Origin of the sequence: Mesorhizobium sp. BAC0120, from assembly GCF_033542235.1 — a bacterium.
Lineage (GTDB): Bacteria > Pseudomonadota > Alphaproteobacteria > Rhizobiales > Rhizobiaceae > JAWRCU01.
The window spans coordinates 141019-162253 of the sequence record NZ_JAWRCU010000004.1; the positions used below are offsets into that span (position 1 = coordinate 141019).

Below are 21235 nucleotides of genomic sequence, written 5' to 3' on the forward strand. Positions count from 1 at the left end.
GCAACACGTTGTCAGGATGCAGAGAAAACTGCTCACCTTGCGGTAGCCAGTTGCCCCAAAGCAGTTTATAGAGCGCGGGTCTTCAACTCGAACCGACGGAGGCGGACATGGAATTCATGATGACCGTAGATATCCACCGCCCCATCCGCGGGCTTACTGCCTGACGGCGGCATCGGTTCGACGCTCCTTACATTACCTGAAGTAACAGTCAGCATCGTCTCGATTCCCGCCGGATCTTTTTCCCGGTTTTCGAAGGAATCCAGCGATGTTGCGCACTTTGCCAAAGGGGCTCCGGGCCCCGCCTGACCGCGCTCCCGCGCTCACCGTCAAGGCGGCAGGCTGGCTCGCCTTCGCAGCGCCGCGCTCGACCATTTTTCATGCCCGCAAGGGAGGACAGACCATTGTCTGATTACAATCAGCATGTGACGACGCTGGGCATCCAGAAGCTGGCTGCCTGGGCGTTTGCCGTGGGTGAACGGCCGCGTATCGACGAGGCCCGTCCGCGCCCGCGGCCGCATCGCGGACAGTTGCCAGACGTCGATTTCGACCGGGCGATCGTAGATCCGAATTATCGGCCGCTCTGGTTGCGGCTAGCCGATTTCATTCTCGGGCACGGTACCGGCGCGCCGGAAGGTTCCGAGGCCGAGACGAGGGCGGTTCCCGCCACCATCCTCGGCGAACGGCTCGCCACGGCCTATATTGGAGAGAAGCAGGCCGGCGAAGCCTCTGTTCGTGCCACCGTCGGCAATTCCAGTCAAAATAGCTGTTCGCGCGCGGCGTAAGACTGCGCGCGACATCACCAATCGAGTGCTCCAGGATGTTGTTCCGCTGGTTTGAAAAAAGGCTGAATCCGTTTCCGCCCGAGGAGCCGGTAGAGCCGCCGAAGACGCTGATAGGCTTCTGTCTGCACTATACGCGCGGCGCCTGGCGCTTCATCATTGTCGACGCGATCCTCATCGCGTCGATCGCGATCGCCGAAGTCTGGATGTTTGCTTTTCTGGGCAACATCGTCGACTGGCTCTCCGCACAGAACCGCGAGACGTTTCTGCAGACCGAAGGTTGGAAGCTTGCCGGCATGGCGTTGATCGTCCTGGTGGCGCTGCCGGGTACGGTGTGGGTCCACTCGTTCCTCCAGCAGCAGACGCTGATGGGGAACTATCCCATGCGCATCCGCTGGCAGGTCCACCGCTATCTGCTCAAGCAGTCGATGACGTTCTACCAGGACGAATTCGCCGGCCGCATCGCCACCAAGCTGATGCAGACCGCGCTCGCGGTGCGCGAATGCGTCGTCAAGGTGATCGACGTGCTCAACTACGTCGTCGTCTACTTTCTCGGCATGCTGGCGATCGTCGGGTCGGCCGACTTGCGGCTCGCCGTGCCGCTTGCGGTGTGGCTTGTGTGCTATGTCCTGCTGCTGCGTTTCTTCATTCCGCGTCTCGGCAAGGTCTCCGAGGAGCAGGCCGACGCGCGCTCGATGATGACGGGCCGCGTCGTCGACAGCTACACCAACATCCAGACGGTGAAGCTCTTCAGCCATGCGCGGCGCGAGGCGTCGTATGCCCGTGAGGGAATGACCAGCTTCCTCGAAACGGTCTATCGGACGATGCGGCTCGTCACCGCGTTGTTCGGCACGCTCTATGTGCTCAACTCGTTGCTGTTGTTTTCGGTCGGCGCGCTGTCGATCTGGCTTTGGCTTGGGGGCGAGGTGACGATCGGCGCAGTCGCGGTCGTCATCGGCCTGGTGCTGAGGTTGTGGGGCATGTCGCAATGGATCATGTGGGAGGTGTCGGGCCTCTTCGAGAACATCGGCACCGTGCAGGACGGCATCGGTTCCATCTCTCTGCCGCGCCTTGTCGAGGACAGACCCGAAGCCAAGGACATCGCGGTGAGCCAGGGTCGCATCGAGTTCGACCGTATCGGCTTCCACTACGGCAAGGGCAAGGGCGTCATCGAGAACCTGTCGCTGGCCGTAAAGCCGGGCGAGAAAGTCGGTCTCGTCGGCCGCTCCGGCGCCGGCAAATCGACGCTCGTGAACCTGCTCCTGCGCTTCTACGATCTCGAAGGCGGCCGCATCCTGGTCGACGGGCAGGATATTTCGCTGGTCACCCAGGATTCTCTGCGCGCCAATATCGGCATGGTGACGCAGGATACGTCGCTGCTGCACCGCTCGGTGCGCGAAAATATCCTCTACGGCCGTCCGGATGCGAGCGAGGCGATGGTAATCGAGGCGGCGCGTCGCGCCGAGGCACTCGATTTCATCGCGGGGCTTAGCGACGCGAAGGGCCGCAAGGGGCTCGAGGCGCATGTCGGTGAGCGGGGTGTGAAGCTCTCGGGGGGCCAGCGCCAGCGCATCGCGATCGCTCGCGTGATGCTCAAGGACGCGCCAATCCTGATCCTGGACGAGGCGACCTCGGCCCTCGATTCAGAAGTGGAGGCAGCCATCCAGGAGAATCTCTACCGGCTCATGGAGGGCAAGACGGTGATCGCGATCGCCCATCGCCTGTCCACGATCGCGGCCATGGACCGCCTCGTCGTCATGGATCAAGGCCGGATCATCGAAGAAGGCACGCATGACGAACTTGTGGCGAAGAAGGGCCTCTACGCCCATCTGTGGGAACGACAGTCTGGCGGGTTCCTGCTCGACGTGCCGGCCGAAAAGGAGTTAGCAGCGGAATGATGGAGGCGGCTTGATGAGCCTCGACAGTTTTCGCGACCGTATGTGGCGCTCGTTCGAGGGCGCTGTCGATCCGTTCCACGACACGGACCGCGAGCTGCTGCCGCAGGACGCCTGGAGGTTTATCCTTTATTTCGCCAATCAGGCGAGGGGACCCTTCATCCTGCTGCTGATCACAGGCGGGCTGGCAGGAGGCGTCGACGCCGCAATGTACTGGGCGGTTGGCTGGCTGATCGATCTTCTCGATGCCTCGAGCCCAGCGCGGCTGCTCACCGATCATTGGCCGCAGCTCGTCGCGTTGCTCTTCCTGATACTCGTCGTGCGTGCCGTCGTCATGATCGCCTCGGCCGTGGTGGAGCAGCAGGTGGTCGTGCCGGGCTTCTATTCGATGGTGCGTTGGCAGTCGTTCCGGCGCGTCATCGAGCAACCCTACGACTTCTACCAGAACGACTTCGCCGGCCGCATCGCCACCAAGATCATGCAGGGCGGCGAAGCTGTCGGCGACTTCATCGTCAACATGCTGCAGACCATGTGGTCGTTCCTGACTTTCGTCGTGCTGGCGATCACGATCCTGATGTCGCTCGATCCGATGATGGGTGTGGTCGTGGCGCTGTGGTTCGCAGGCTATGCGGCAATCGTCCGCTTCCTGTTGCCTGAGATGCGGCAGGCCGGCCGCGAGACCGCAGACCAGCGCTCGGTCTTTAACGGCCGGCTCGTCGACGCCTTCACCAACATCATGGCCGTCAAGCTGTTCGACAGCGGTCGGCGCGAGCATGCCTATATCCGCGATGGGCTGGAGGGCTTTCTGGCCGCGGTGATCCGGCTCACGCGCGCGGTGACGACCGTGCGATCTTCGGTCGCCATACTCAATGGCGTCATGATGAGCGCAATCGGCGCCATCGCGGTATTGCGCTGGACCGGCGGCGGCATATCGACGGGCTCTATCGCCGCCGCGCTGGGTCTGGTTTTCAGACTGAACCAGATGTCGGGTTGGATGATGTTCAACATCAATGGCCTCATCCGCAACTATGCGACGGTCCAGGATGCCATACGCACCATTTCGGTGAAGCCGTCGATCCGCGACGCCGAGGGCGCAATCACGCTGCCGCGAGCGCATGGCGATATCCGCTTCGAGAATGTTTCCTTTCACTACGGCAAGGAGGGCGGCATCATCGATGACCTGTCGCTCCACATCAGGCCGGGTGAGCGCGTCGCGCTGGTCGGGCCGTCCGGCGCAGGCAAAACGACGATCATCAACCTGATGCTGCGCCTGTTCGACGTCGAAAGCGGGCGCATTCTGATCGACGGCCACGACATTCGCGAGGTGACACAAGCATCGTTACGTGCGCAATTCGGTGTGGTCAGCCAGGAGGCGATGCTGATGCACCGCTCTATCCGCGACAACATCGCCTATGGCAAGGCGGGTGCGACCGACGCCGAGGTCGTCGATGCTGCCAAGCGTGCAGCCGCGTACGACTTCATCGCCGAAGTCGAGGATCCGCGCGGCCGGAGGGGCTACGACGCCCATGTCGGCGAGCGCGGCGTCAAGCTCTCGGGCGGCCAGCGCCAGCGCATTGCGATCGCCCGCATGATGCTGAAGGACGCGCCGATCCTGATTCTCGACGAGGCAACGTCGGCGCTCGATTCGGAGGTCGAGGCGGCGATCCAGGACAATCTCTACCGGCTGATGGAAGGCAAGACGGTGATCGCGATCGCCCACCGCCTCTCGACCATTGCTGCGCTCGATCGGCTGATCGTGCTCGACGAGGGCAAGATCGTCGAAGAGGGCACGCATGACACGCTGCTCGCCAGGGGCGGGCTCTATGCGCAGCTCTGGAAGCGGCAGTCCGGCGGCTTCCTCCCCGATCGGCTGGCGGCGGAGTAGGCAGATGGCACTTCGCCCGCCCACACTTTTGGCGACGCCATCCTCGCGGCATGGCGGTGTCAATCCGCTCGAGGTCGAGATCGCGGCCGAGATGGCGTCGACGCTCGGCCGAGCGGGCGAGAAAGTCGAGCGGAGCCTGGCGCGGCTACGCGCCCAAGAGCCTGGCGCTCCGGATCGGGTAGCGCTGCTCAAGGAAGCCACTGAGGCAGTCTACGCTTATTTCATTCAGCGCGAGCTCTGCGGCATGCGCCGGCACCACGACGTGATTCGCGAATATGCGATTCCCAACGAGGTCCTGGTCAGGCTGGGCGCGAAATAGCGTCTGAAGCCACTTCCACCTTCATTCCAGCCAGTTGGTGGACGGACTGCTCCTCCTCGCGGTTGTCGATCCATCCAGCGGACCTGGCTCGAGCTCGTTCAAACGAGCTGCTTTCAGCTTTGCCGGGAGTGGTCGAATTCACGGTTCCTGTGGGCAAACAAAGCGCCGCTCCCGGTACCCCGCGACAATCTGCCCTGACCCCTGTCTGGCGTCTGGACAAGCGTCGGGCAGATGCATAGAAACCTCTCCAAATCACCGGGCGCCTCGGGGGTTGCGCTTGCGCAAAGTGCGATTGGGCGGCCGGACCGCCGACCTCCGCGGCCGGCAGCCACGAGAGGAAAGGACAAGCAGCCCGTGAGCGCACAGGATACGATCGAGCCCACTCGCCGCGACTTCCTCTATATTGCAACGGGCATGGCCGGCGCAGTCGGCGCAGCCGCAGTCGCATGGCCCTTCATCGACCAAATGAGGCCCGACGCTTCGACGCTGGCGCTGTCGACGGTCGAGGTCGACGTATCTTCACTGCAGCCCGGCCAGTCCCTCACCGTGAAGTGGCGCGGCAAGCCCGTGTTTATTCGCAACCGCACGCCCGAAGAGATCGATGCGGCGAAGAACGTGTCGCTCGACGAGCTGAAGGATCCTCTCGCGCGCAACGCCAACCTGTCCAGCGACGCGCAGGCGACCGATGTCGACCGCTCGGCCGGCGCGGGCAAGGAGAACTGGCTGATCATGGTCGGCGTCTGCACCCATCTCGGCTGCATTCCGCTCGGCCAGCAGGGCGAATATGGCGGCTGGTTCTGCCCGTGCCACGGTTCGCAATACGATACGGCAGGCCGTATCCGCAAAGGGCCCGCGCCGGAAAACATGGCGGTTCCCGTCTTCGCTTTCACTTCGGACACCAAGATCAGGATCGGGTAAGAAGGCCATCATTCATGAGCTCGATGCAACACTCGGTCTACACTCCGAAAACAGCGCTCGGCCGTTGGGTTGACGCACGCATGCCGCTGCCGCGGCTGGTCTACGATTCGTTCGTTGCCTATCCCGTGCCGCGCAACCTCAACTATGCCTACACCTTCGGCGGCATCCTGTCGCTCATGCTGGTGGCGCAAATTCTCACCGGCGTCGTGCTTGCCATGCACTACACGGCGGATACGGGTCTTGCCTTCAATTCCGTCGAGAAGATCATGCGCGACGTGAATTCGGGCTGGCTGCTGCGCTACCTGCATTCGAACGGCGCGTCGTTCTTCTTCCTGGCGGTCTATATCCATATCTTCCGCGGCCTTTACTACGGTTCGTACAAGGCCCCGCGGGAACTGCTCTGGATCCTGGGCTGCATCATCTATCTCCTGATGATGGCGACCGGCTTTATGGGCTATGTGTTGCCCTGGGGCCAGATGAGCTTCTGGGGCGCCACCGTCATCACCGGCTTCTTCACCGCGATCCCGCTGGTCGGCGAATGGATCCAGCAGCTGCTGCTCGGTGGCTTTGCAGTCGACCAACCGACGCTCAATCGCTTCTTCTCGCTTCATTATCTGCTGCCTTTCATGATCGCGGGTGTGGTCGTGCTGCACGTCTGGGCGCTGCACGTCACCGGTCAGACCAACCCGACCGGCGTCGAAGTGAAGTCGAAGACCGATACGGTTCCGTTCTCGCCGCATGCGACGGTCAAGGACGGGCTGGCAATGGTCGTGTTTCTCGCCGTCTATGCCTATTTCGTCTTCTACATCCCGAACTATCTCGGCCATCCGGACAACTATACCGTTGCGGATCCGCTGAAGACGCCTGCGCACATCGTGCCGGAGTGGTATTTCCTGCCGTTCTACGCGATCTTGCGCGCCATCACCTTCAACATTGGGCCGATCAACTCGAAGCTCGGCGGCGTGCTCGCGATGTTCGGTGCAATCGCCCTCCTGTTCCTTGTGCCGTGGCTCGACACATCGAAGGTGCGCTCGGCCGTCTACCGGCCATGGTTCAAGCTGTTCTTCTGGCTGTTCGCAGCCAATGCGATCCTGCTCGGCTGGCTTGGCTCGCGGCCAGCTGAAGGCGGCTACGTCATCATGGCGCAGCTCGGGACGCTCTACTACTACGTCTTCTTCCTCGTCATCATGCCGCTGCTCGGCCTCATCGAAACGCCGCGCAAGACGCCAAACTCGATCACCGAGGCGGTGCTGGCGAAGAACAAGGGAAGCGCCGCGGCGTTGCCGGCAGAGGTTGCCGCATCGGCGGAGCACAAAGGCTGATTTCCGAGGATCTTTAAGAGGAATTGAGATGAGAAAGATTCTCGGTGCAGTGACGGCGGTCGCGCTTGCCTTTGCGGGAGGTGCAGCCTTTGCGCAGGAACATGAGGGCGGTCAGCCAGCTGAATTTCCGATGCATAAGCCGAGGCAGGAGAGCTGGTCGTTTGCCGGGCCGTTCGGCACCTATGACAAGGCCCAGCTGCAGCGCGGCCTCAAGGTCTACAAAGAGGTGTGCTCAGCCTGCCACTCGATGAACCTTGTCGCCTTCCGCTCGCTGGAAGAGCTCGGTTACTCGGAGGCGCAGGTCAAATCCTTCGCCGCCGAATACACGGTTCAGGATGGGCCGAACGACAGCGGCGAAATGTTTGAACGCCCTGGCATCCCCTCCGATCATTTCCCGTCGCCATTCCCGAACACGCAGGCTGCGGCGGCAGCCAATGGCGGCGCAGCGCCGCCGGACTTCTCGTTGCTTGCCAAGGCGCGCGGGGTCGAGCGCGGGTTCCCGACGTTCATCTTCGATATCTTCACGCAATATGCCGAGGCAGGACCTGACTACATCCACTCGCTGCTTACCGGCTACACCGAGCAGCCACCGGCAGGCGTGACCATTCCGGAAGGCACCTACTACAATCCGTATTTCATTTCCGGCGTGTCGCTGAAGATGCCACCACCGCTGAATTCGGATGGACAGGTGACCTATGACGACGGTGCACCGCAGACGGTGGACCAATATTCGAGGGACATCGCAGCCTTCATGATGTGGGCCGCCGAGCCGCATCTGGAGGAGCGCAAGAAGACTGGCTTCCGCGTCATCATCTTCCTCGCGCTTTTCGGCGCGCTGGTCTACCTGACCAAGCGTAAGATCTGGGCTGACGTGGCGCACTGAGCGTCCTTACCAGCAGGACCGGAACATCGAGGGGCGTTCTTGGCGCCCCTTTTTGTTGATTGGCGTGGGACTGCACATGCGTGCTCATCCACCAATCATGGATGCATCCGCGCGCCCTTCGTTATCTTGTCGACCAGCTTCCTGTCCTCGCGCAACGCCAGTCCGACGACCGTTGCCGTTTCCGGTCCATATTCGGCAAAGACGGCGCGATTGGCAGTATCGTGACCGGTCGAGAACATCTCCTCGACATAGAGCGCGCAGCGAACGCCGCGCTCGAGGATGCGCCGGTGAATGCTGGCGATGGTGGCCTGGTCGGCCGCAAGCACGATCACTGGCTGGACAGAAAGGCTGTGATAAATGTTGCCGGCCGCGTCCTGATATGGTTCGCCGATGATGCCCTGGGACGACCCGACAATACCGCTCATCAGGAATGCGGTGACGTTGAGCTTCTGCCAGGTCTGCAAGTCTTCGCGGACGACGATTGCGATCTTGGTATCGAACATCATCTGCCAACTGTCTTTTCTCGGATGATACCGTTTTGATGAATCGGGCCGAAGCGCGTGCGCCGAATTGGCGCCGGTCCAGTTTGCTCCGCTCAAGATCGTCGATCCTGGATTTCCATGAGGCCGCCGGGAGACTATCAATGAGAGTCGACACACAGGTTGAACGAATGAAACCCACCCTCGAAGAATTCCTGCTAACGGCGATCCGCACGATCCCCGACTACCCGAAGCCTGGTATCCTCTTCCGCGACATCACCACACTGCTCGGCAATGCGCGCGCCTTCCGTCGTGCCGTGGACGAGCTGGTGCATCCCTATGCCGGGTCGAAGATCGACAAGATAGCCGGTATCGAGGCACGCGGCTTCATCCTGGGCGGCGCGATCGCCCACCAGCTTTCGGCCGGCTTCATCCCGATCCGCAAGAAGGGCAAGCTGCCGCACGAAACCGTGCGCGTCGCCTACAGCCTGGAATACGGGCTCGACGAGATGGAGATGCACAAGGATGCCGTTTCGGCCGATGAGAAGGTGATCCTTGTCGACGATCTGATCGCGACGGGCGGGACGGCGGAAGGCGCAGTGAAGCTGCTCCGCCAGATGGGGGCCGACATCGTCGCGGCCTGCTTCGTCGTCGACCTTCCCGATCTCGGCGGGCGTACGAAACTCGAGGCGCTCGACGTGCCGGTGAGGACACTCATCTCTTTCGAGGGACATTGAGAAGCCGCAGCATCCAGCGTCCGCGGCGTTGTTAAGCTGATGCAAGGTCCTCGGCCTTGCGAATGAGAAACGCCCGCATTGCCGGGTCATCGCAAAGGCCAATCGCGCGCTGATACGCGTCCGCTGCCTCGTCGGCGCGGCCGAGCCTGCTGAACAAATGTGCGGCTAGTGCCCAGTAGGACTGGTATGCCATGATGCTCGCCTCCGGCAGATCGCGCAATAGCGCCAGACCCGCTTCGGCACCGACCGCCTCGCCAACGGCGGCGGCGCGGCCGACCAGAGCCCCGACGGTTGGCGCGAGGCGCACAAGTCCCTCATAGAGCAGCGCGACAGCATCCCAGTCCGTCTTGCCAGTGACAGCGCGGTGCGCATGTACGGACTGGATCGCTGCTTCGAGCTGAAAGCGCCCCATCCGCCCCTCACGAGCGGCAAGGGCAAGCTCCTTTTCCGCTTCTTCGGCGAGCGCGCTCGACCATAGCGCCCAATCCTGCTCGGCAAGCGGCACATAGGCACCACCGGGACTGCGCCGCGCCGCACGACGTGCTTCGCAATGCAACATCAAGGCGAGCAGGCCGTGCGCTTCGGGCTCATCCGGCAACAGTTTCACTATAAGCCGCCCAAGATAGATCGCCTCTTCGGTCAACCCATTGGGCGTGGGGTTGGCGCCGGCAACAGCGTCCCAGCCGCAGCCATAGGCGGCGTAGATCGCTTCCAGGACGGCATCCAGGCGAGGAGCGAGCTCGTCGGCGCTTGGCACTTCGAACGGGATATGCTGCATGCGGATGCGGTCCTTCGCTCGCGTCAGCCGGCGTGCCATGGCCGCCGGGCTGACGCAGAACACCGACGCGATCCGCCCGGCGTCGAGCCGCAGCACCGTTTGCAGCATCAGCGGGGTGCGGATAGCCGCATCGATCTCCGGATGGGCCGAGATGAAGAGCAACTTCAGCCGCTCGTCGACGAGCCCGGACGGCTCCGCAGCGCGTGCCTCGGCCTCCTCCGCGGCCAGAAGGAGCGCCGGTGCGGACAGCGCCCGCACTTCCCGGCGCCGCGCGGCATCTATCAGCTTGCGCCGCGCCGCTGTGAGCAGCCAGGCTTCCGGCCTGTCAGGGATACCGTTTTCCGGCCACGTGCTCAGTGCCGACCCAAAAGCATCCCCGAGGGCGTCCTCCGCCGCCGCTATGTCGCGTGAGCGGGCAGACAGAAAGGCGAGCAGCCTGCCGTAGCTTTCCCGCGCGGCCCTTTCGACAGTGGCATGGACGCCCGCAGGCGAAGGCATGGCCTACCCGTTTCCGGCCGTTGCCATCTTCAGCATTGCGTCGCGGTCTGCCGGCGGCAGGCAAGGCCGGACCTCGACACCGCAGCCAGGAGGGGCCGGATAGCGAGCGGCCCATTTCAGCGCGGTGTCCATGTCCGGCACGTCGATCAGGAAGAAGCCGGCGAGCTGCTCCTTGGTATCGGCGAAGGGACCGTCCTGAACATGCTGGCCACTATTGTCGGGTCTGAGCGAGGTTGCCGTCGCCGGTTTCTGGAGACCGGCACCTCCGACCACAATGCCGGCGTCCTGCAGGGCTTTCATGTAAGGCACAAACGCCGCCCAGAAGGCCCTGCGCTTTTCCGGATCGTCTCGCGCGGTGAATTCGTCGAGGCTGTGGTAATAGAGGAGCGCGTATTGCATGGTTTTCGTCCTTTCAGCTTGGAGCGCATGATCGTCGCTCGCCCCAATGACGCGCGTGCACGCCGAAGTCGGACGCGGCCGCAGATTTCTTTTTCAATTTGCGTTTGGCATCTGGCGGCGGCAAGGGCCGACTGCGCTTTTCCTGGACGTAGTGTCGGCGAATGCCGGGGTGGGCGATCGCTATTCCACCTTGACCAGCACTGCGCTTTCGAACTCGATCACCTTGTCGCCGGTCGAATCGAACCCCTCGCAAAGCAGCGACAAGACGCGCCAGCCCGGCCGTGAAACGAGCGCGCGATGCTCGAGCGATTTGCGCGTGTAGCGCACCGTTTCGCCGGCATAGACTGGCTTTGGCCAACTGAGGTTCTTGAAGCCGGGGGAGGGGCCGAATTCGGGCCGTGGACCCGGGCCGTCCCACGGGGCGGCGTCGGGGCGCGTCTGCAGGTTGCACCTCATCCAGGCCGAGGCTGTGTGCCAGCCGGACGCGCAGAGCCCGCCGAATATGCTCCGCTTCGCTGCCTCTTCATCGACATGGAAAGGCTGCGGGTCGTATTTCCTGGCGAAGGCCTTGATGGCTTCCGATGTGAAGCTATAGGAGCCGATCTCGACTGTTTCGCCGACGCGAAAGAATTCGTCGAGCTTCATCGAGCTGCCTCGCGGGTCAGGAACATGGCGGTGTTCTCGAGCTCGAACACCTGCTCACCGCGCTGGTTATAGAGCTCGCTGCGGATCTTGACGAAGCCGAGGCCGGCCCGCGAGCTGGACGTCCGCTTGTCGACCACGGTGCATTGCCCCGTCAGAACGTCACCGGCGAGGACCGGCTTCTTCCATTTGGCATATTCTATTCCCGGCGAGCCCTGCGATGTGGAATCCAGCAGGAAGCCGTCGCAAAGCATGCGCATGAACATGCAGCAGGTATGCCATCCTGAGGCTGAAAGCCCGCCGAGAATGCTGGCATTGCCGGCTTCCTCGTCGAGATGCATGGGCTGGAAATCGAACTCGCTGGCGAACTCGATGACCTCTTCGGCCGTTACAAGCTTCGAGCCGAGAGAGATCGAGGTTCCTGCCGTTAGATCCTCATAGGCCCATTTCTGCGAACCCATCAGCCCTCCCTTGTTCCACACCACTTACGTGTTGAACTTGAACAGCATCACGTCGCCGTCCTGGACGACGTAGTCCTTGCCTTCGTCGCGCGCCTTGCCGGCCTCCTTGGCGGCCACCTCGCCGCCGAGCGTGACGAAGTCGTCATAGGCGATGGTCTGTGCGCGGATGAAGCCACGCTCGAAATCGGTGTGAATGACGCCCGCCGCCTGAGGCGCCTTGGTGCCCTTCTCGATCGTCCAGGCGCGGGTCTCCTTCGGGCCGGCGGTGAAATAGGTGATGAGGTGCAAAAGCTCGTAGCCGGCACGGATCAGCCTGTCGAGACCGGGCTCGTGCAGGCCCATGGTCTCCAGGAACTCGTGCTCCTCCTCGTCGGGAAGCTGCGCCACCTCAGCCTCGATTGCCGCGGAGATGGTCACGGTGCGCGCACCCTGTTCGGCCGCCATCTTCTCGACGGCGAGCGTATGGTCGTTGCCGGTTGCGGCATCCCGTTCGGCGACGTTTGCCACATAGAGGACCGGCTTGGAGGTGAGCAGGTTCAGCCCCTGCAGGATCCTCAGCTCCTCCGCTGAAATTCCTGAAAGCATCACCCGAACGGGCTTGCCGGCCTGCAACAATTCCAGGGCCTTTTCCATGACGGGTAGCAGGGTGAGCGCTTCCTTGTCCTTGCCTTGGGCGCGCTTCCTCACCTGCACGACGCGCCTCTCCAGGCTTTCGAGATCGGCGAGCATCAATTCGGTTTCGACCGTTTCGGCATCGGCGACCGGGTCGATACGCCCCTCGACATGGGTAATGTCGTCATCCTCGAAACAGCGCAGCACGTGGACGATTGCGTCGACCTCACGGATATTGGCGAGGAACTGGTTGCCGAGCCCTTCACCCTTGGAGGCGCCGCGCACCAGCCCGGCGATGTCGACGAAGGAGATGCGGGTCGGGATGATCTCCTTGGACTTGGCGGTCGCCGCGATCTTCTCCAGTCGCGGGTCCGGCACCGCCACCTCGCCGGTATTCGGCTCGATCGTGCAGAATGGATAATTCGCCGCCTGTGCGGCGGCAGTGCGCGTCAGCGCATTGAATAATGTCGATTTGCCGACGTTGGGGAGCCCAACGATCCCGCATTTGAAGCCCATGATGCAATCCTAGTGGAGCGGACGTTGAGGAGGGCTATGCCGGAAGGGATTGATGATCGTCAACCCACGGATTTTCCGCTGATCCTGCAAATCCTCGGAGAGGAAGTTAGTGCATTGCAGCTCAATGGCGGAGGCAAGCAGGAGGCAATCCCACCAGGAAAAGCTTGTTTCAAAATGCAGGAGACGCGCCGCGGCAACCGTTTCTTCGCTCAACGGCGTTGTTCCGAACAGCGAGTAAGAGTCGACGATTGGGAAGATTTCCTCAGCTTCCATCCGGCCGCGCTTGATCAAGACGTTCGTGATTTCGTTCATCACCTGCAGATTGGCGACACCTACGCCGGATCCCAGAAGATAGCGGAGCCAGGTTGCGGCTTGATGTGATTTTTCAAGAGCTCCTTTCTCTGCTGCGTAGAGGAAGACGTTGCTGTCAATAAACGTCCTACCTTTCATTGCGCTCCTCGGCCGTCGGCATCCGGCCGTTGCGCATTACGCTCCATTTGGGACCGCTGAGCACACGCTCAAGTGCCTCCATTTGAGCGTCTCGGGTGGACGGCTTAGCAGAGACTGATTTTCCCATGCTTTGCTCAAGCATGTCCGCAATGTACCTGGACACGCTTTTGCCCGCCTTCGCAGCCTCAACGCGCACCTCTTGGAGCACCTCGTCTCTCATTGAAATGGTTACGTTCTTCATCACGATCTCACGAAAACACGAGATTCGTGAATTCATATAGGCCGCGAAGCCGGCTGCAGCAAGCGACGGGCCTATTCCTTGCCAAATAGCTTCTTCAGCATCGCCGCCATAGGGCCGCTCTCCGGCACCTTGACCGAAGGTCCATGAGGCCGCGCCTGGCGGATGTGGCTTTGGCCTTTGCCTTTTGGCTGCGTGCCGTCAGATGAGGGCTCGCCGGCAGCTTGATTTGCTTTCGCGCGCGGCGACTTGGCGGCACCTGGCACTGCCAGGCTCAGCTTGTTCATGAAGCCGTTGTCGTCGCTCGTAAGCAGTAGGTCCACATTGTCGGCCAGCGCTTCGAGCAATGGGTCGAGCCACTCGTGATCGGCTTTGCTGAAATCACCGAGCACATGCGGCATGACCATCTCCTTGACGCCGGGATGGCCGACGCCGATGCGTACGCGCCGGTATTCCTGCCCGAGATGACCGTCGAGCGAGCGGATGCCGTTGTGCCCGCCGGCCCCACCACCGATCTTCACCCGCACCTTGCCGGGCGCGAGGTCGATCTCGTCATAGAAGACAGTAAGATCGCCAGGTGAAAGCTTGTAGAATCGCAGCGCCTCGCCGACTGCCTGGCCGGAGAGGTTCATGAAGGTCTGCGGCTTGACGAGCAGCACCTTCTCGCCACCGAGCTTGCCCTCGGCGATCTCGGCCTGAAACTTCTTCGACCAGGGCGAAAAGGAATGGCGGCGGTGTATTGCGTCCGCCGCCATGAAGCCGACATTGTGCCGGTTCTTTGCGTACCGCGCGCCAGGGTTGCCGAGACCTGCAAAGACGAGCATCGGGCCTCTCCCGGCGCGTCTGCCTATTTCTTCTCTTCTTCGGCTTCCGCTGCAGCTGGCTCGGCCTGTTCGGCACCTGGCTGTTCGACCGCCTCAGGCTTCATGGCCGACGAGCCGGCGACGGTGGCGATCGTGAAGTCGCGATCCGCGATCACCGGGCGCACGCCTTCCGGCAGCTTCACCGACGAGATGTGGATGGAATCCCCGATTTCGGCTCCGGTGAGGTCGATTGTGATGAACTCAGGGATAGCATTGGCCCGGCAATGGAACTCGACCGAATGGCGCACGATGTTCAGAACGCCGCCGCGCTTGAGGCCGGGCGACTTTTCCTCGTTGATGAAGTGCACCGGCACGTCGACATTCACCTCGGTGTCCTTGCCGATCCTCAGAAAGTCGACATGGACGGGGAAGTCGCGGACGGGATCAAGCTGATAGTCCTTGGGGAGGACCTGGATCTTCTGGCCGTCGACGTCGATCGTGGCGACGGTGGTCAGGAAACCACCCGCGTGGATCTTGAGGAAGATTTCCTTGTAGGACAGGGCGATCGCCAGGGGCGGCTGCTTGTCGCCATAAATGACTGCAGGGACTTTGCCGTTGCGCCGAACTTCCCGGGCGGACCCCTTACCGACCCGTTCGCGCGCTTCGGCCTTGAGCTCGTATGCCTGATGGCTCATGGCTTTTCCTTTCGCGTTTGCTGGAGCGTTTGCAGCGGGCGTAGCGGCCTGCCCAAACGTCGAAAGCCGCCGTTTCGGCGGCTTTCCTCCGCGTTGCCTCCAAGGGTGTCTACGCGGGTGGCGGCTCTATAGCGGAACGACGCACAAGGTGCAAGTTTAGGGCGTACTTCTTGCCGCATCGACGGCTGCCGCTATCTGGGCTACCGATCGTTTGAAGGTGGGATCGATGGGACGAGTGACGATCGACTGGCGGTTTTGGGTGCGCTTCTTCAGCGCCCTCGCGCTGGTTCTTGTCGCTTTCGCGCACCGACCGCTCGATCTCGGCGGGAATGTGCCCGAGGCCTCGGCCTATGCCTTTCCGGATGGATCCATTCCGGTCATCTGCGTCACGCTGCCGGCCGAGAAAGGCGATCCGCACGCCCCACATGCGCTGCCTTGCGACGCTTGCCTGATCGCGGGGGCCATTGCCGTTCCGGCTCCGATCGAGATTGCCGCCGTCATTACAGGGCTGGCCGACCGCATTGCGCCTGCAATTGCCGCGCCTATTCTTGTGCGGCCTGCCTTCCCTCCCGCCGCGCCACCGCAAGCGCCGCCCCTCGCCTGAACATCGACCAAGCGCGTCGGCTCCGCCGCTCCGTGAGCGTGCTTGCCGGCATTCGGAAATGTTTGCGCGACTTTGGAGCCTAAAGGGCAGGACCCCCTCCAGGCCGCGAGATCTTTGGAGATATTCATGTTCAGGACTTTCACGATTGCGTTCGGCGCTCTGGCCTTCAGCGCCTCGACCGCCCTGGCCCATATCACCCTGGAAAAGGACGAAGCCAAGGTTGGCTCGACCTACAAAGCAGTGCTGCGCGTGCCACATGGTTGCGACGGCAAGGCAACGACCGCCGTGCGGGTGCAAATTCCCGAGGGTGTGATTGCGACAAAGCCGATGCCGAAACCCGGGTGGAAGCTCGAGACCGTCAAGGGCAAATATGCGAAGAGCTATGATCTCTACGGCACGCCGGTCAGCGACGGCGTCAAGGAGATTGCCTGGAGCGGAGGCGAACTGCCGGACGATTTCTATGACGAGTTCGTCTTCCGGGCGATGCTGACCGAGGGCCTGCCGGCAGGTGAGACACTCTACTTCCCCGTCGTTCAGGAATGCGGCGATGTCGTCGATCGCTGGATCGAAATTCCGGCCAAGGGACAGGATCCGGAGACGCTCGAGCACCCAGCGCCGGGCGTCAAGCTGATGAAGGAGTAGGTTCCGGGGAACCGCCAAAGCTCACGGTCATCTCATAGGCTGAAACGGCAAAGTTGATGCCCTACGTTGCCCCCCTCTGTCCTGCCGGACCCGGCCGGGTCCCCGGTGCTTCGCACCGTCCCGGCGTTCGCTGGCCTTTCGTCGTGCCACCGGCACGACGAATTCGCTTCGCGAACCGGCTGCTCACCCCCCACAAGGGGGGAGATCGGCTGTCATCAATGGCTTCGCCAACTTGCAACGTTGCTGAACGAGCGCCGTCAAAAATGAAGGCCGATCTCCCCCTTTTTGGGGGAGATGTCCGGCAGGACAGAGGGGGGCGCGACAGAGCGCGGTTCTGGAATGTTGCCGCGAATTTTGGACTTTGGTTGGCCGTCATCTCCATCTGCATCTCTTTTCTCTCGATCAACCACGCCCACGCCCACGCCGCGCTCATCTCCACGGTTCCAGCCGAGGGCGCAGTAGTTGCCGCGACGCCGAAGGAAATGTCGCTGACCTTCAACGAGCCCGTCTCGCCGCTGGTGCTCAAGCTCGTCCGTCCTGATGGCGCTGCCGCTCCGCTCGATCGTTACGTCCTGAAGGACACCACGGTTGCGTTCGCCGCGCCGGCGCTGTCCGAAGGCACACATGTGCTTGTCTGGCGCGTCGTGTCGGCGGATGGCCATCCCGTGGGGGGCTCTGTGGTCTTTTCCGTCGGCGCGCCAAGTGCGTCAGGGCCGCCCGACATCAATGCGCCGGAGAGCCTGCCGGTGCTTGTCGTGATCTGGTTCAGCAAGCTCGGCCTCTACGCAGGACTCTTCTTCGGTATAGGCGGCGTATTCTTTCTCTCATGGGTTGGACCGGCCGCCGGCGGCGTTCGCATCTTTGTTCGAACGGCACTTCTGTTGGGGCTTGTCGCAGCGTTCGTCTCACCCGGCCTGCAAGGTCTCGATGCGCTCCAATTGCCGCTTTCGGCGATCGTCAGCCGCGCCACCTGGAGCGCGGGCATGGCGACCAGCCTCGCCGATATGGCGGAGATAGCGGCCGCCGCGATTGTCGCTGCACTCGTCGCGCTGCAAATCCGAGCCAAGGCGTTTGCCCAGCCATTGTCTTCGCTGGCGCTTGCCGGCGTGGGGCTTGCGCTCGCCGCCAGCGGTCACGCGAGCGACGCCGAGCCGCACTGGCTGACGCGACCGGCCGTCTTTCTCCACGCGGCGACGATCGCCTTCTGGGTCGGCGCGCTTGTGCCCCTGGCAGGATTGCTGCCAAGCGGAGATCCACAGAGCGGCGCCGCACTTCGTAGATTCTCCTACCTCATCCCCTGGCCGCTCGCAGCGCTCGTCGTCTCCGGCGTCGTTCTTGCTGTGATCCAGGTCGAGACGCCCGCGGCGCTTCTCACGACGAGCTACGGTTATGTGCTCTCGATCAAGCTTGGCATCGTCGCGGCGCTCTTTGCGCTTGCTGCCGGTAACCGATGGCGATTGACCAAGCCGGCCGCGGATGGCGATGCGGTCGCGAACCGCAGGCTGACCCGGGCTGTGCGCCTCGAACTCGTGCTCGTCGCACTCATCCTCGGCGTTGTCGCGCTGTGGCGCTTCACGCCGCCACCGCGCGCCATCGCGATCGAGGCGGCGCAGCCTGCCGCAATCCATCTCCATGGGGAAAAGGCGATGGCGGACGTAACGGTCACGCCCGGCCGTGCCGGCGCCGTTGTCATCTCGGCATTCATTATGAGCCCGTCTTTCGATCCCCTGCAGGCCAAGGAGGTGACCGTCAGCCTGTCAAATCCGGCGGCCGGCATCGAGTCGATTCGACGCAAGGCGGAGCTTCTGGATGGCAATTGGCGGGTAAGCGACCTGACCATCCCGATTGCAGGCCGCTGGAAGATCGCGGTGGACGTCCTCATTTCCGATTTCGAGACGACCAAGCTAGAAGGCGAGGCGGCGATAAAGCGCTAGAGCGGCTGACGCCCGGATGAATCCGGGCTGCCGCTCTATCGGTTTGTTTTTGCCGCATTTGTGCAACGGCAAGTGATTCCACTTGGCTGCAAAATGCATCTAGAGCGGCGTGCATTCAGATTGAACCGGCACGCCGCTCTATCTCTTTGTTTCAGCATCGGATTCTTCCGAAAACCGCTGCGCACTTTTCGGTCCGATGCACTAGCGAGTTTCAGGGTAGCAGCAGCGCTCCGCATGCACCAGTGAAGAGGACGACGACCCAGGGCGGCGTTCTCCACACCGTCAGAAGCAGGAAGGCGACCAGCGCCAGCGCAAAATCCGGCGGTGAATGCACAGCGCCTGTGAAGACAGGATCGTAGAGCGCGGCTCCCAGTACGCCGACCACTGCGGCATTGATCCCGATCATCGCCGAGCGCACCGGTCCGACATGGCTCACCGAACTCCAGAACGGCAGCGTGCCCGCCACAAGAAGCAGGCCCGGAAGGAAGATCGCGACCAATGCGATCATTGCGCCGACAACGCCATTCGGGGCAGGGGTGCTTACTGCTCCCAGATAGGCAGCAATGGTGAAGAGGGGCCCGGGAACCGCCTGTGCCGCGCCATAACCGGCAAGGAAAGCGTCAGGGCTCACCCAACCGCTTGCCACCACGGATTCCTTCAGTAGCGGCAGCACGACGTGGCCGCCGCCGAACACGAGTGCCCCCGCGCGGTAGAACGCGTCGAACAGCGCAAGCCCCTGGCCGCCGATGCCAAGATTGCGTGCAATGGGGAGTGTGGCGAGCAGGAGAAGCGCGGCAACGATCAACGCGCCTGCGGCTTTGAGCGGGATGGTCGAAGGAAGGCCGTCTCCGGTATCGGCATTCTGCGGATTCGCGATCCAGTGGCCGGCGAGCGCAATGCCAATGATCGCTCCAAACGCGATCGCCGCGATCTGCCCCAGGGCACCCCCGACCAGAACCACCGCCAGGACGGCAAACCCGGCGATGGTTGCGCGCGGCCTGTCCGGCGCGAGCGTCCGAGCCATACCCCAGACAGCCTGCGCGACGACCGCGACGGCAACGATCTTGAGACCGTGCAGTGCGCCGGCCGCAACAGGGCCGGTGAGCGTATCGACGCCCTGGGCAAAGGCGAGCAGGAGAAGCGCCGAAGGCAGGGTGAAGCCGACCCATGCAGCAAGCGCGCCGATGATGCCGCCGCGCATCAGGCCGACGGCGAAGCCAACCTGGCTCGATGCCGGACCTGGCAGGAACTGGCAAAGAGCGACAAGGTCGGCATAGACGCGCTCGTCCAGCCAGCGTCGGCGCGCGACGAATTCTGCGCGGAAATAGCCGAGGTGGGCAATCGGGCCGCCGAACGAGGTCAGGCCGAGTTTCAGGAAGACGCCCAATATCACCAGCGCCGACGTGTATCCCGCGTTCCCCCTACCGCGGGTCGGTTTTGCGTCCATGTGCCAAGCCTATCGCGGACCCGGGTCCTGCATTCTGGCGCTTCAATATGACAGGTAAACGCAATGCTGGAAGGCTTCGTTGAGGGCGGGCACCCCGACGCCTATGGCGTCGTGCGCGAGATCTTCCACCGGTCAGGCCGGTGATCGAAAGGATCGAGCCGAGGGGCGGGTGCGTTCGAGTTGGATCGTGACGCCGCTGTATTCCGTATCGGACTTATGCGGAAGCCGCTGGGCAATTTTCGCTGCCGGTCCTTCAGTTCGGTTCGATGCGCTAGTCGAACAGGCTCGAAACCGATTCCTCTGTCGCGGTGCGAGAGATCGCTTCACCGATCAGATCGGCGATCGAAAGGACACGGATGTTCTCGGCCGCTTCGACGCCGGAGGTCGGCTGGATCGAATCGGTGATCACCAGTTCCTTCAGCTTCGAGCCGGCGATGCGGGCGACCGCGCCGCCCGAAAGCACGCCATGTGTGCCGTAGGCCGTCACGCTGGCTGCGCCATGTGCAAGCAGCGCGTCCGCTGCGTTGCAGAGCGTGCCGCCGGAATCCACGATGTCGTCATAGAGCAGGCAATCCTTGCCGTGCACCTCGCCGATGATGTTCATCACTTCCGATTCGCCCGGCCGCTCGCGGCGCTTGTCGACGATTGCGAGCTGGGCATCGAAGCGTTTGGCAAGCGCTCGCGCGCGGACCACGCCGCCAACGTCGGGCGACACGACCATGATGTTGGACAGGTTGTATTTCTGTTTGATGTCGCGCGCCATCACCGGAACGGCGAACAGATTGTCGGTCGGGATGTCGAAGAAACCCTGGATCTGACCGGCGTGCAGGTCGAGGGTGAGCACGCGATCGGCGCCCGCCTGGGTGATCAGATTCGCCACGAGCTTGGCCGAGATAGGTGTGCGTCCCGAGGCGCGGCGGTCCTGCCGCGCGTAGCCGAAATAGGGGATGACCGCCGTGATGCGCCGCGCCGAGGAGCGGCGGAACGCGTCGATCATGATCAGCATTTCCATCAGGTGATCGTTCGTCGGATAGGAGGTCGACTGCAGGACGAATACGTCCTCACCGCGGACGTTCTCCTGGATTTCGACAAATATCTCCTGGTCCGCGAAGCGGCGGACGCTGGCCCTTCCAATGGGAATGTTCAGATAGCGGGCGACCGCCTCGGCCAGCACCCGATTCGAATTGCCTGCAAAAAGTTTCATTGAGACCGTGGTGAGACCGCCAAACTGAGCCGGCTTTTACCGGTCCGGGCAGCTATTGCAAGCGCGCATGAACGGTTTGTGGCGTGAATCCAAAG

24 protein-coding genes are annotated in these 21235 nt (G+C 62.6%); 12 read left to right on the forward strand and 12 right to left on the reverse strand.

Annotated elements, in window-relative coordinates; genetic code table 11:
- The first annotated feature begins 265 nt into the window (after window positions 1–265).
- From SAZ10_RS11045 to SAZ10_RS11080, 8 genes are all read left to right on the forward strand, one after another.
- Window positions 266–409 (forward strand): hypothetical protein, encoded by a 144-nt coding sequence (locus SAZ10_RS11045; protein ID WP_318609264.1) that lies wholly within the window; start codon window positions 266–268, stop codon window positions 407–409.
- Window positions 402–782, forward strand: coding sequence for a hypothetical protein (locus SAZ10_RS11050; protein ID WP_318609265.1), 381 nt, complete (start codon window positions 402–404; stop codon window positions 780–782). Before SAZ10_RS11045 ends, SAZ10_RS11050 begins: the two co-directional genes overlap by 8 nt.
- 35 nt (window positions 783–817) lie before the next feature.
- Entirely contained in the window at window positions 818–2677 is a 1860-nt protein-coding gene (locus SAZ10_RS11055; protein WP_318609266.1) for an ABC transporter ATP-binding protein, read from the forward strand.
- A gap of 13 nt (window positions 2678–2690) precedes the next feature.
- A complete protein-coding gene (locus SAZ10_RS11060) occupies window positions 2691–4559 on the forward strand; it encodes an ABC transporter ATP-binding protein (RefSeq protein WP_318609267.1) in 1869 nt (622 codons plus the stop codon).
- Between the two features lie 4 nt (window positions 4560–4563).
- Window positions 4564–4878: a DUF6665 family protein gene (locus tag SAZ10_RS11065; RefSeq protein WP_318609268.1), complete on the forward strand. Its 315-nt coding sequence runs from the start codon at window positions 4564–4566 to the stop codon at window positions 4876–4878.
- Between the two features lie 354 nt (window positions 4879–5232).
- On the forward strand, window positions 5233–5796 hold the full coding sequence (gene petA, locus SAZ10_RS11070) for a ubiquinol-cytochrome c reductase iron-sulfur subunit (RefSeq protein WP_318609269.1): 564 nt from the start codon (window positions 5233–5235) through the stop codon (window positions 5794–5796).
- A gap of 23 nt (window positions 5797–5819) precedes the next feature.
- Entirely contained in the window at window positions 5820–7118 is a 1299-nt protein-coding gene (locus tag SAZ10_RS11075; RefSeq protein WP_318609635.1) for a cytochrome b, read from the forward strand.
- A 28-nt stretch (window positions 7119–7146) separates the two neighbouring features.
- On the forward strand, window positions 7147–8001 hold the full coding sequence (locus SAZ10_RS11080) for a cytochrome c1 (RefSeq protein WP_318609270.1): 855 nt from the start codon (window positions 7147–7149) through the stop codon (window positions 7999–8001).
- A 95-nt stretch (window positions 8002–8096) separates the two neighbouring features.
- Here the strand turns inward: SAZ10_RS11080 and SAZ10_RS11085 are convergent, their stop codons facing one another.
- On the reverse strand, window positions 8097–8504 hold the full coding sequence (locus SAZ10_RS11085; RefSeq protein WP_318609636.1) for a DUF2000 family protein: 408 nt from the start codon (window positions 8502–8504) through the stop codon (window positions 8097–8099).
- Window positions 8505–8671: 167 nt separating this feature from the next.
- Here SAZ10_RS11085 and SAZ10_RS11090 point away from each other — a divergent pair, with 167 nt between their 5' ends.
- Window positions 8672–9217, forward strand: coding sequence for an adenine phosphoribosyltransferase (locus SAZ10_RS11090; RefSeq protein ID WP_318609637.1), 546 nt, complete (start codon window positions 8672–8674; stop codon window positions 9215–9217).
- A gap of 31 nt (window positions 9218–9248) precedes the next feature.
- Here SAZ10_RS11090 and SAZ10_RS11095 read toward each other — a convergent pair whose 3' ends face one another.
- The 9 genes from SAZ10_RS11095 to SAZ10_RS11135 all read right to left on the reverse strand — a co-directional run bounded on the left by SAZ10_RS11095 (window position 9249) and on the right by SAZ10_RS11135 (window position 15309).
- Window positions 9249–10493 (reverse strand): RNA polymerase sigma factor, encoded by a 1245-nt coding sequence (locus SAZ10_RS11095; protein ID WP_318609271.1) that lies wholly within the window; start codon window positions 10491–10493, stop codon window positions 9249–9251.
- A 3-nt stretch (window positions 10494–10496) separates the two neighbouring features.
- Window positions 10497–10892, reverse strand: coding sequence for a YciI family protein (locus tag SAZ10_RS11100; protein ID WP_318609272.1), 396 nt, complete (start codon window positions 10890–10892; stop codon window positions 10497–10499).
- A gap of 180 nt (window positions 10893–11072) precedes the next feature.
- A complete protein-coding gene (locus SAZ10_RS11105) occupies window positions 11073–11537 on the reverse strand; it encodes a MaoC family dehydratase (protein ID WP_318609273.1) in 465 nt (154 codons plus the stop codon).
- Complete coding sequence (locus tag SAZ10_RS11110; protein ID WP_318609274.1) at window positions 11534–11995, reverse strand: MaoC family dehydratase; 462 nt, start codon at window positions 11993–11995, stop codon at window positions 11534–11536. The genes SAZ10_RS11105 and SAZ10_RS11110 overlap by 4 nt, the downstream gene beginning before the upstream one ends.
- Window positions 11996–12019: 24 nt before the next feature.
- On the reverse strand, window positions 12020–13123 hold the full coding sequence (ychF, locus tag SAZ10_RS11115; RefSeq protein ID WP_318609275.1) for a redox-regulated ATPase YchF: 1104 nt from the start codon (window positions 13121–13123) through the stop codon (window positions 12020–12022).
- 9 nt (window positions 13124–13132) lie between these two features.
- Complete coding sequence (locus tag SAZ10_RS11120) at window positions 13133–13573, reverse strand: PIN domain-containing protein (protein WP_318609276.1); 441 nt, start codon at window positions 13571–13573, stop codon at window positions 13133–13135.
- Entirely contained in the window at window positions 13563–13814 is a 252-nt protein-coding gene (locus SAZ10_RS11125; protein ID WP_318609277.1) for a hypothetical protein, read from the reverse strand. The genes SAZ10_RS11120 and SAZ10_RS11125 overlap by 11 nt, the downstream gene beginning before the upstream one ends.
- Before the next feature lie 71 nt (window positions 13815–13885).
- The gene (pth, locus tag SAZ10_RS11130) at window positions 13886–14635 is read right to left on the reverse strand and encodes an aminoacyl-tRNA hydrolase (protein WP_318609278.1); all 750 of its coding nucleotides are present in this window, start codon (window positions 14633–14635) and stop codon (window positions 13886–13888) included.
- A 23-nt stretch (window positions 14636–14658) separates the two neighbouring features.
- On the reverse strand, window positions 14659–15309 hold the full coding sequence (locus tag SAZ10_RS11135) for a 50S ribosomal protein L25/general stress protein Ctc (protein WP_318609279.1): 651 nt from the start codon (window positions 15307–15309) through the stop codon (window positions 14659–14661).
- Window positions 15310–15535: 226 nt separating this feature from the next.
- Here SAZ10_RS11135 and SAZ10_RS11140 point away from each other — a divergent pair, with 226 nt between their 5' ends.
- From SAZ10_RS11140 to SAZ10_RS11150, 3 genes are all read left to right on the forward strand, one after another.
- A complete protein-coding gene (locus SAZ10_RS11140) occupies window positions 15536–15913 on the forward strand; it encodes a hypothetical protein (RefSeq protein ID WP_318609280.1) in 378 nt (125 codons plus the stop codon).
- A gap of 126 nt (window positions 15914–16039) precedes the next feature.
- Window positions 16040–16555 carry a YcnI family protein gene (locus tag SAZ10_RS11145; protein WP_318609281.1) on the forward strand — a complete coding sequence of 172 codons (516 nt, stop codon included), beginning with the start codon at window positions 16040–16042 and terminating at the stop codon, window positions 16553–16555.
- 365 nt (window positions 16556–16920) lie between these two features.
- A complete protein-coding gene (locus SAZ10_RS11150; protein WP_318609282.1) occupies window positions 16921–18489 on the forward strand; it encodes a copper resistance CopC/CopD family protein in 1569 nt (522 codons plus the stop codon).
- Window positions 18490–18700: 211 nt separating this feature from the next.
- Here SAZ10_RS11150 and chrA read toward each other — a convergent pair whose 3' ends face one another.
- Together chrA and SAZ10_RS11160 are read right to left on the reverse strand one after the other, a co-directional pair.
- Complete coding sequence (chrA, locus tag SAZ10_RS11155) at window positions 18701–19936, reverse strand: chromate efflux transporter (RefSeq protein ID WP_318609283.1); 1236 nt, start codon at window positions 19934–19936, stop codon at window positions 18701–18703.
- A 271-nt stretch (window positions 19937–20207) separates the two neighbouring features.
- Window positions 20208–21140 (reverse strand): ribose-phosphate pyrophosphokinase, encoded by a 933-nt coding sequence (locus SAZ10_RS11160; RefSeq protein WP_318609284.1) that lies wholly within the window; start codon window positions 21138–21140, stop codon window positions 20208–20210.
- Window positions 21141–21235 lie beyond the last annotated feature (95 nt).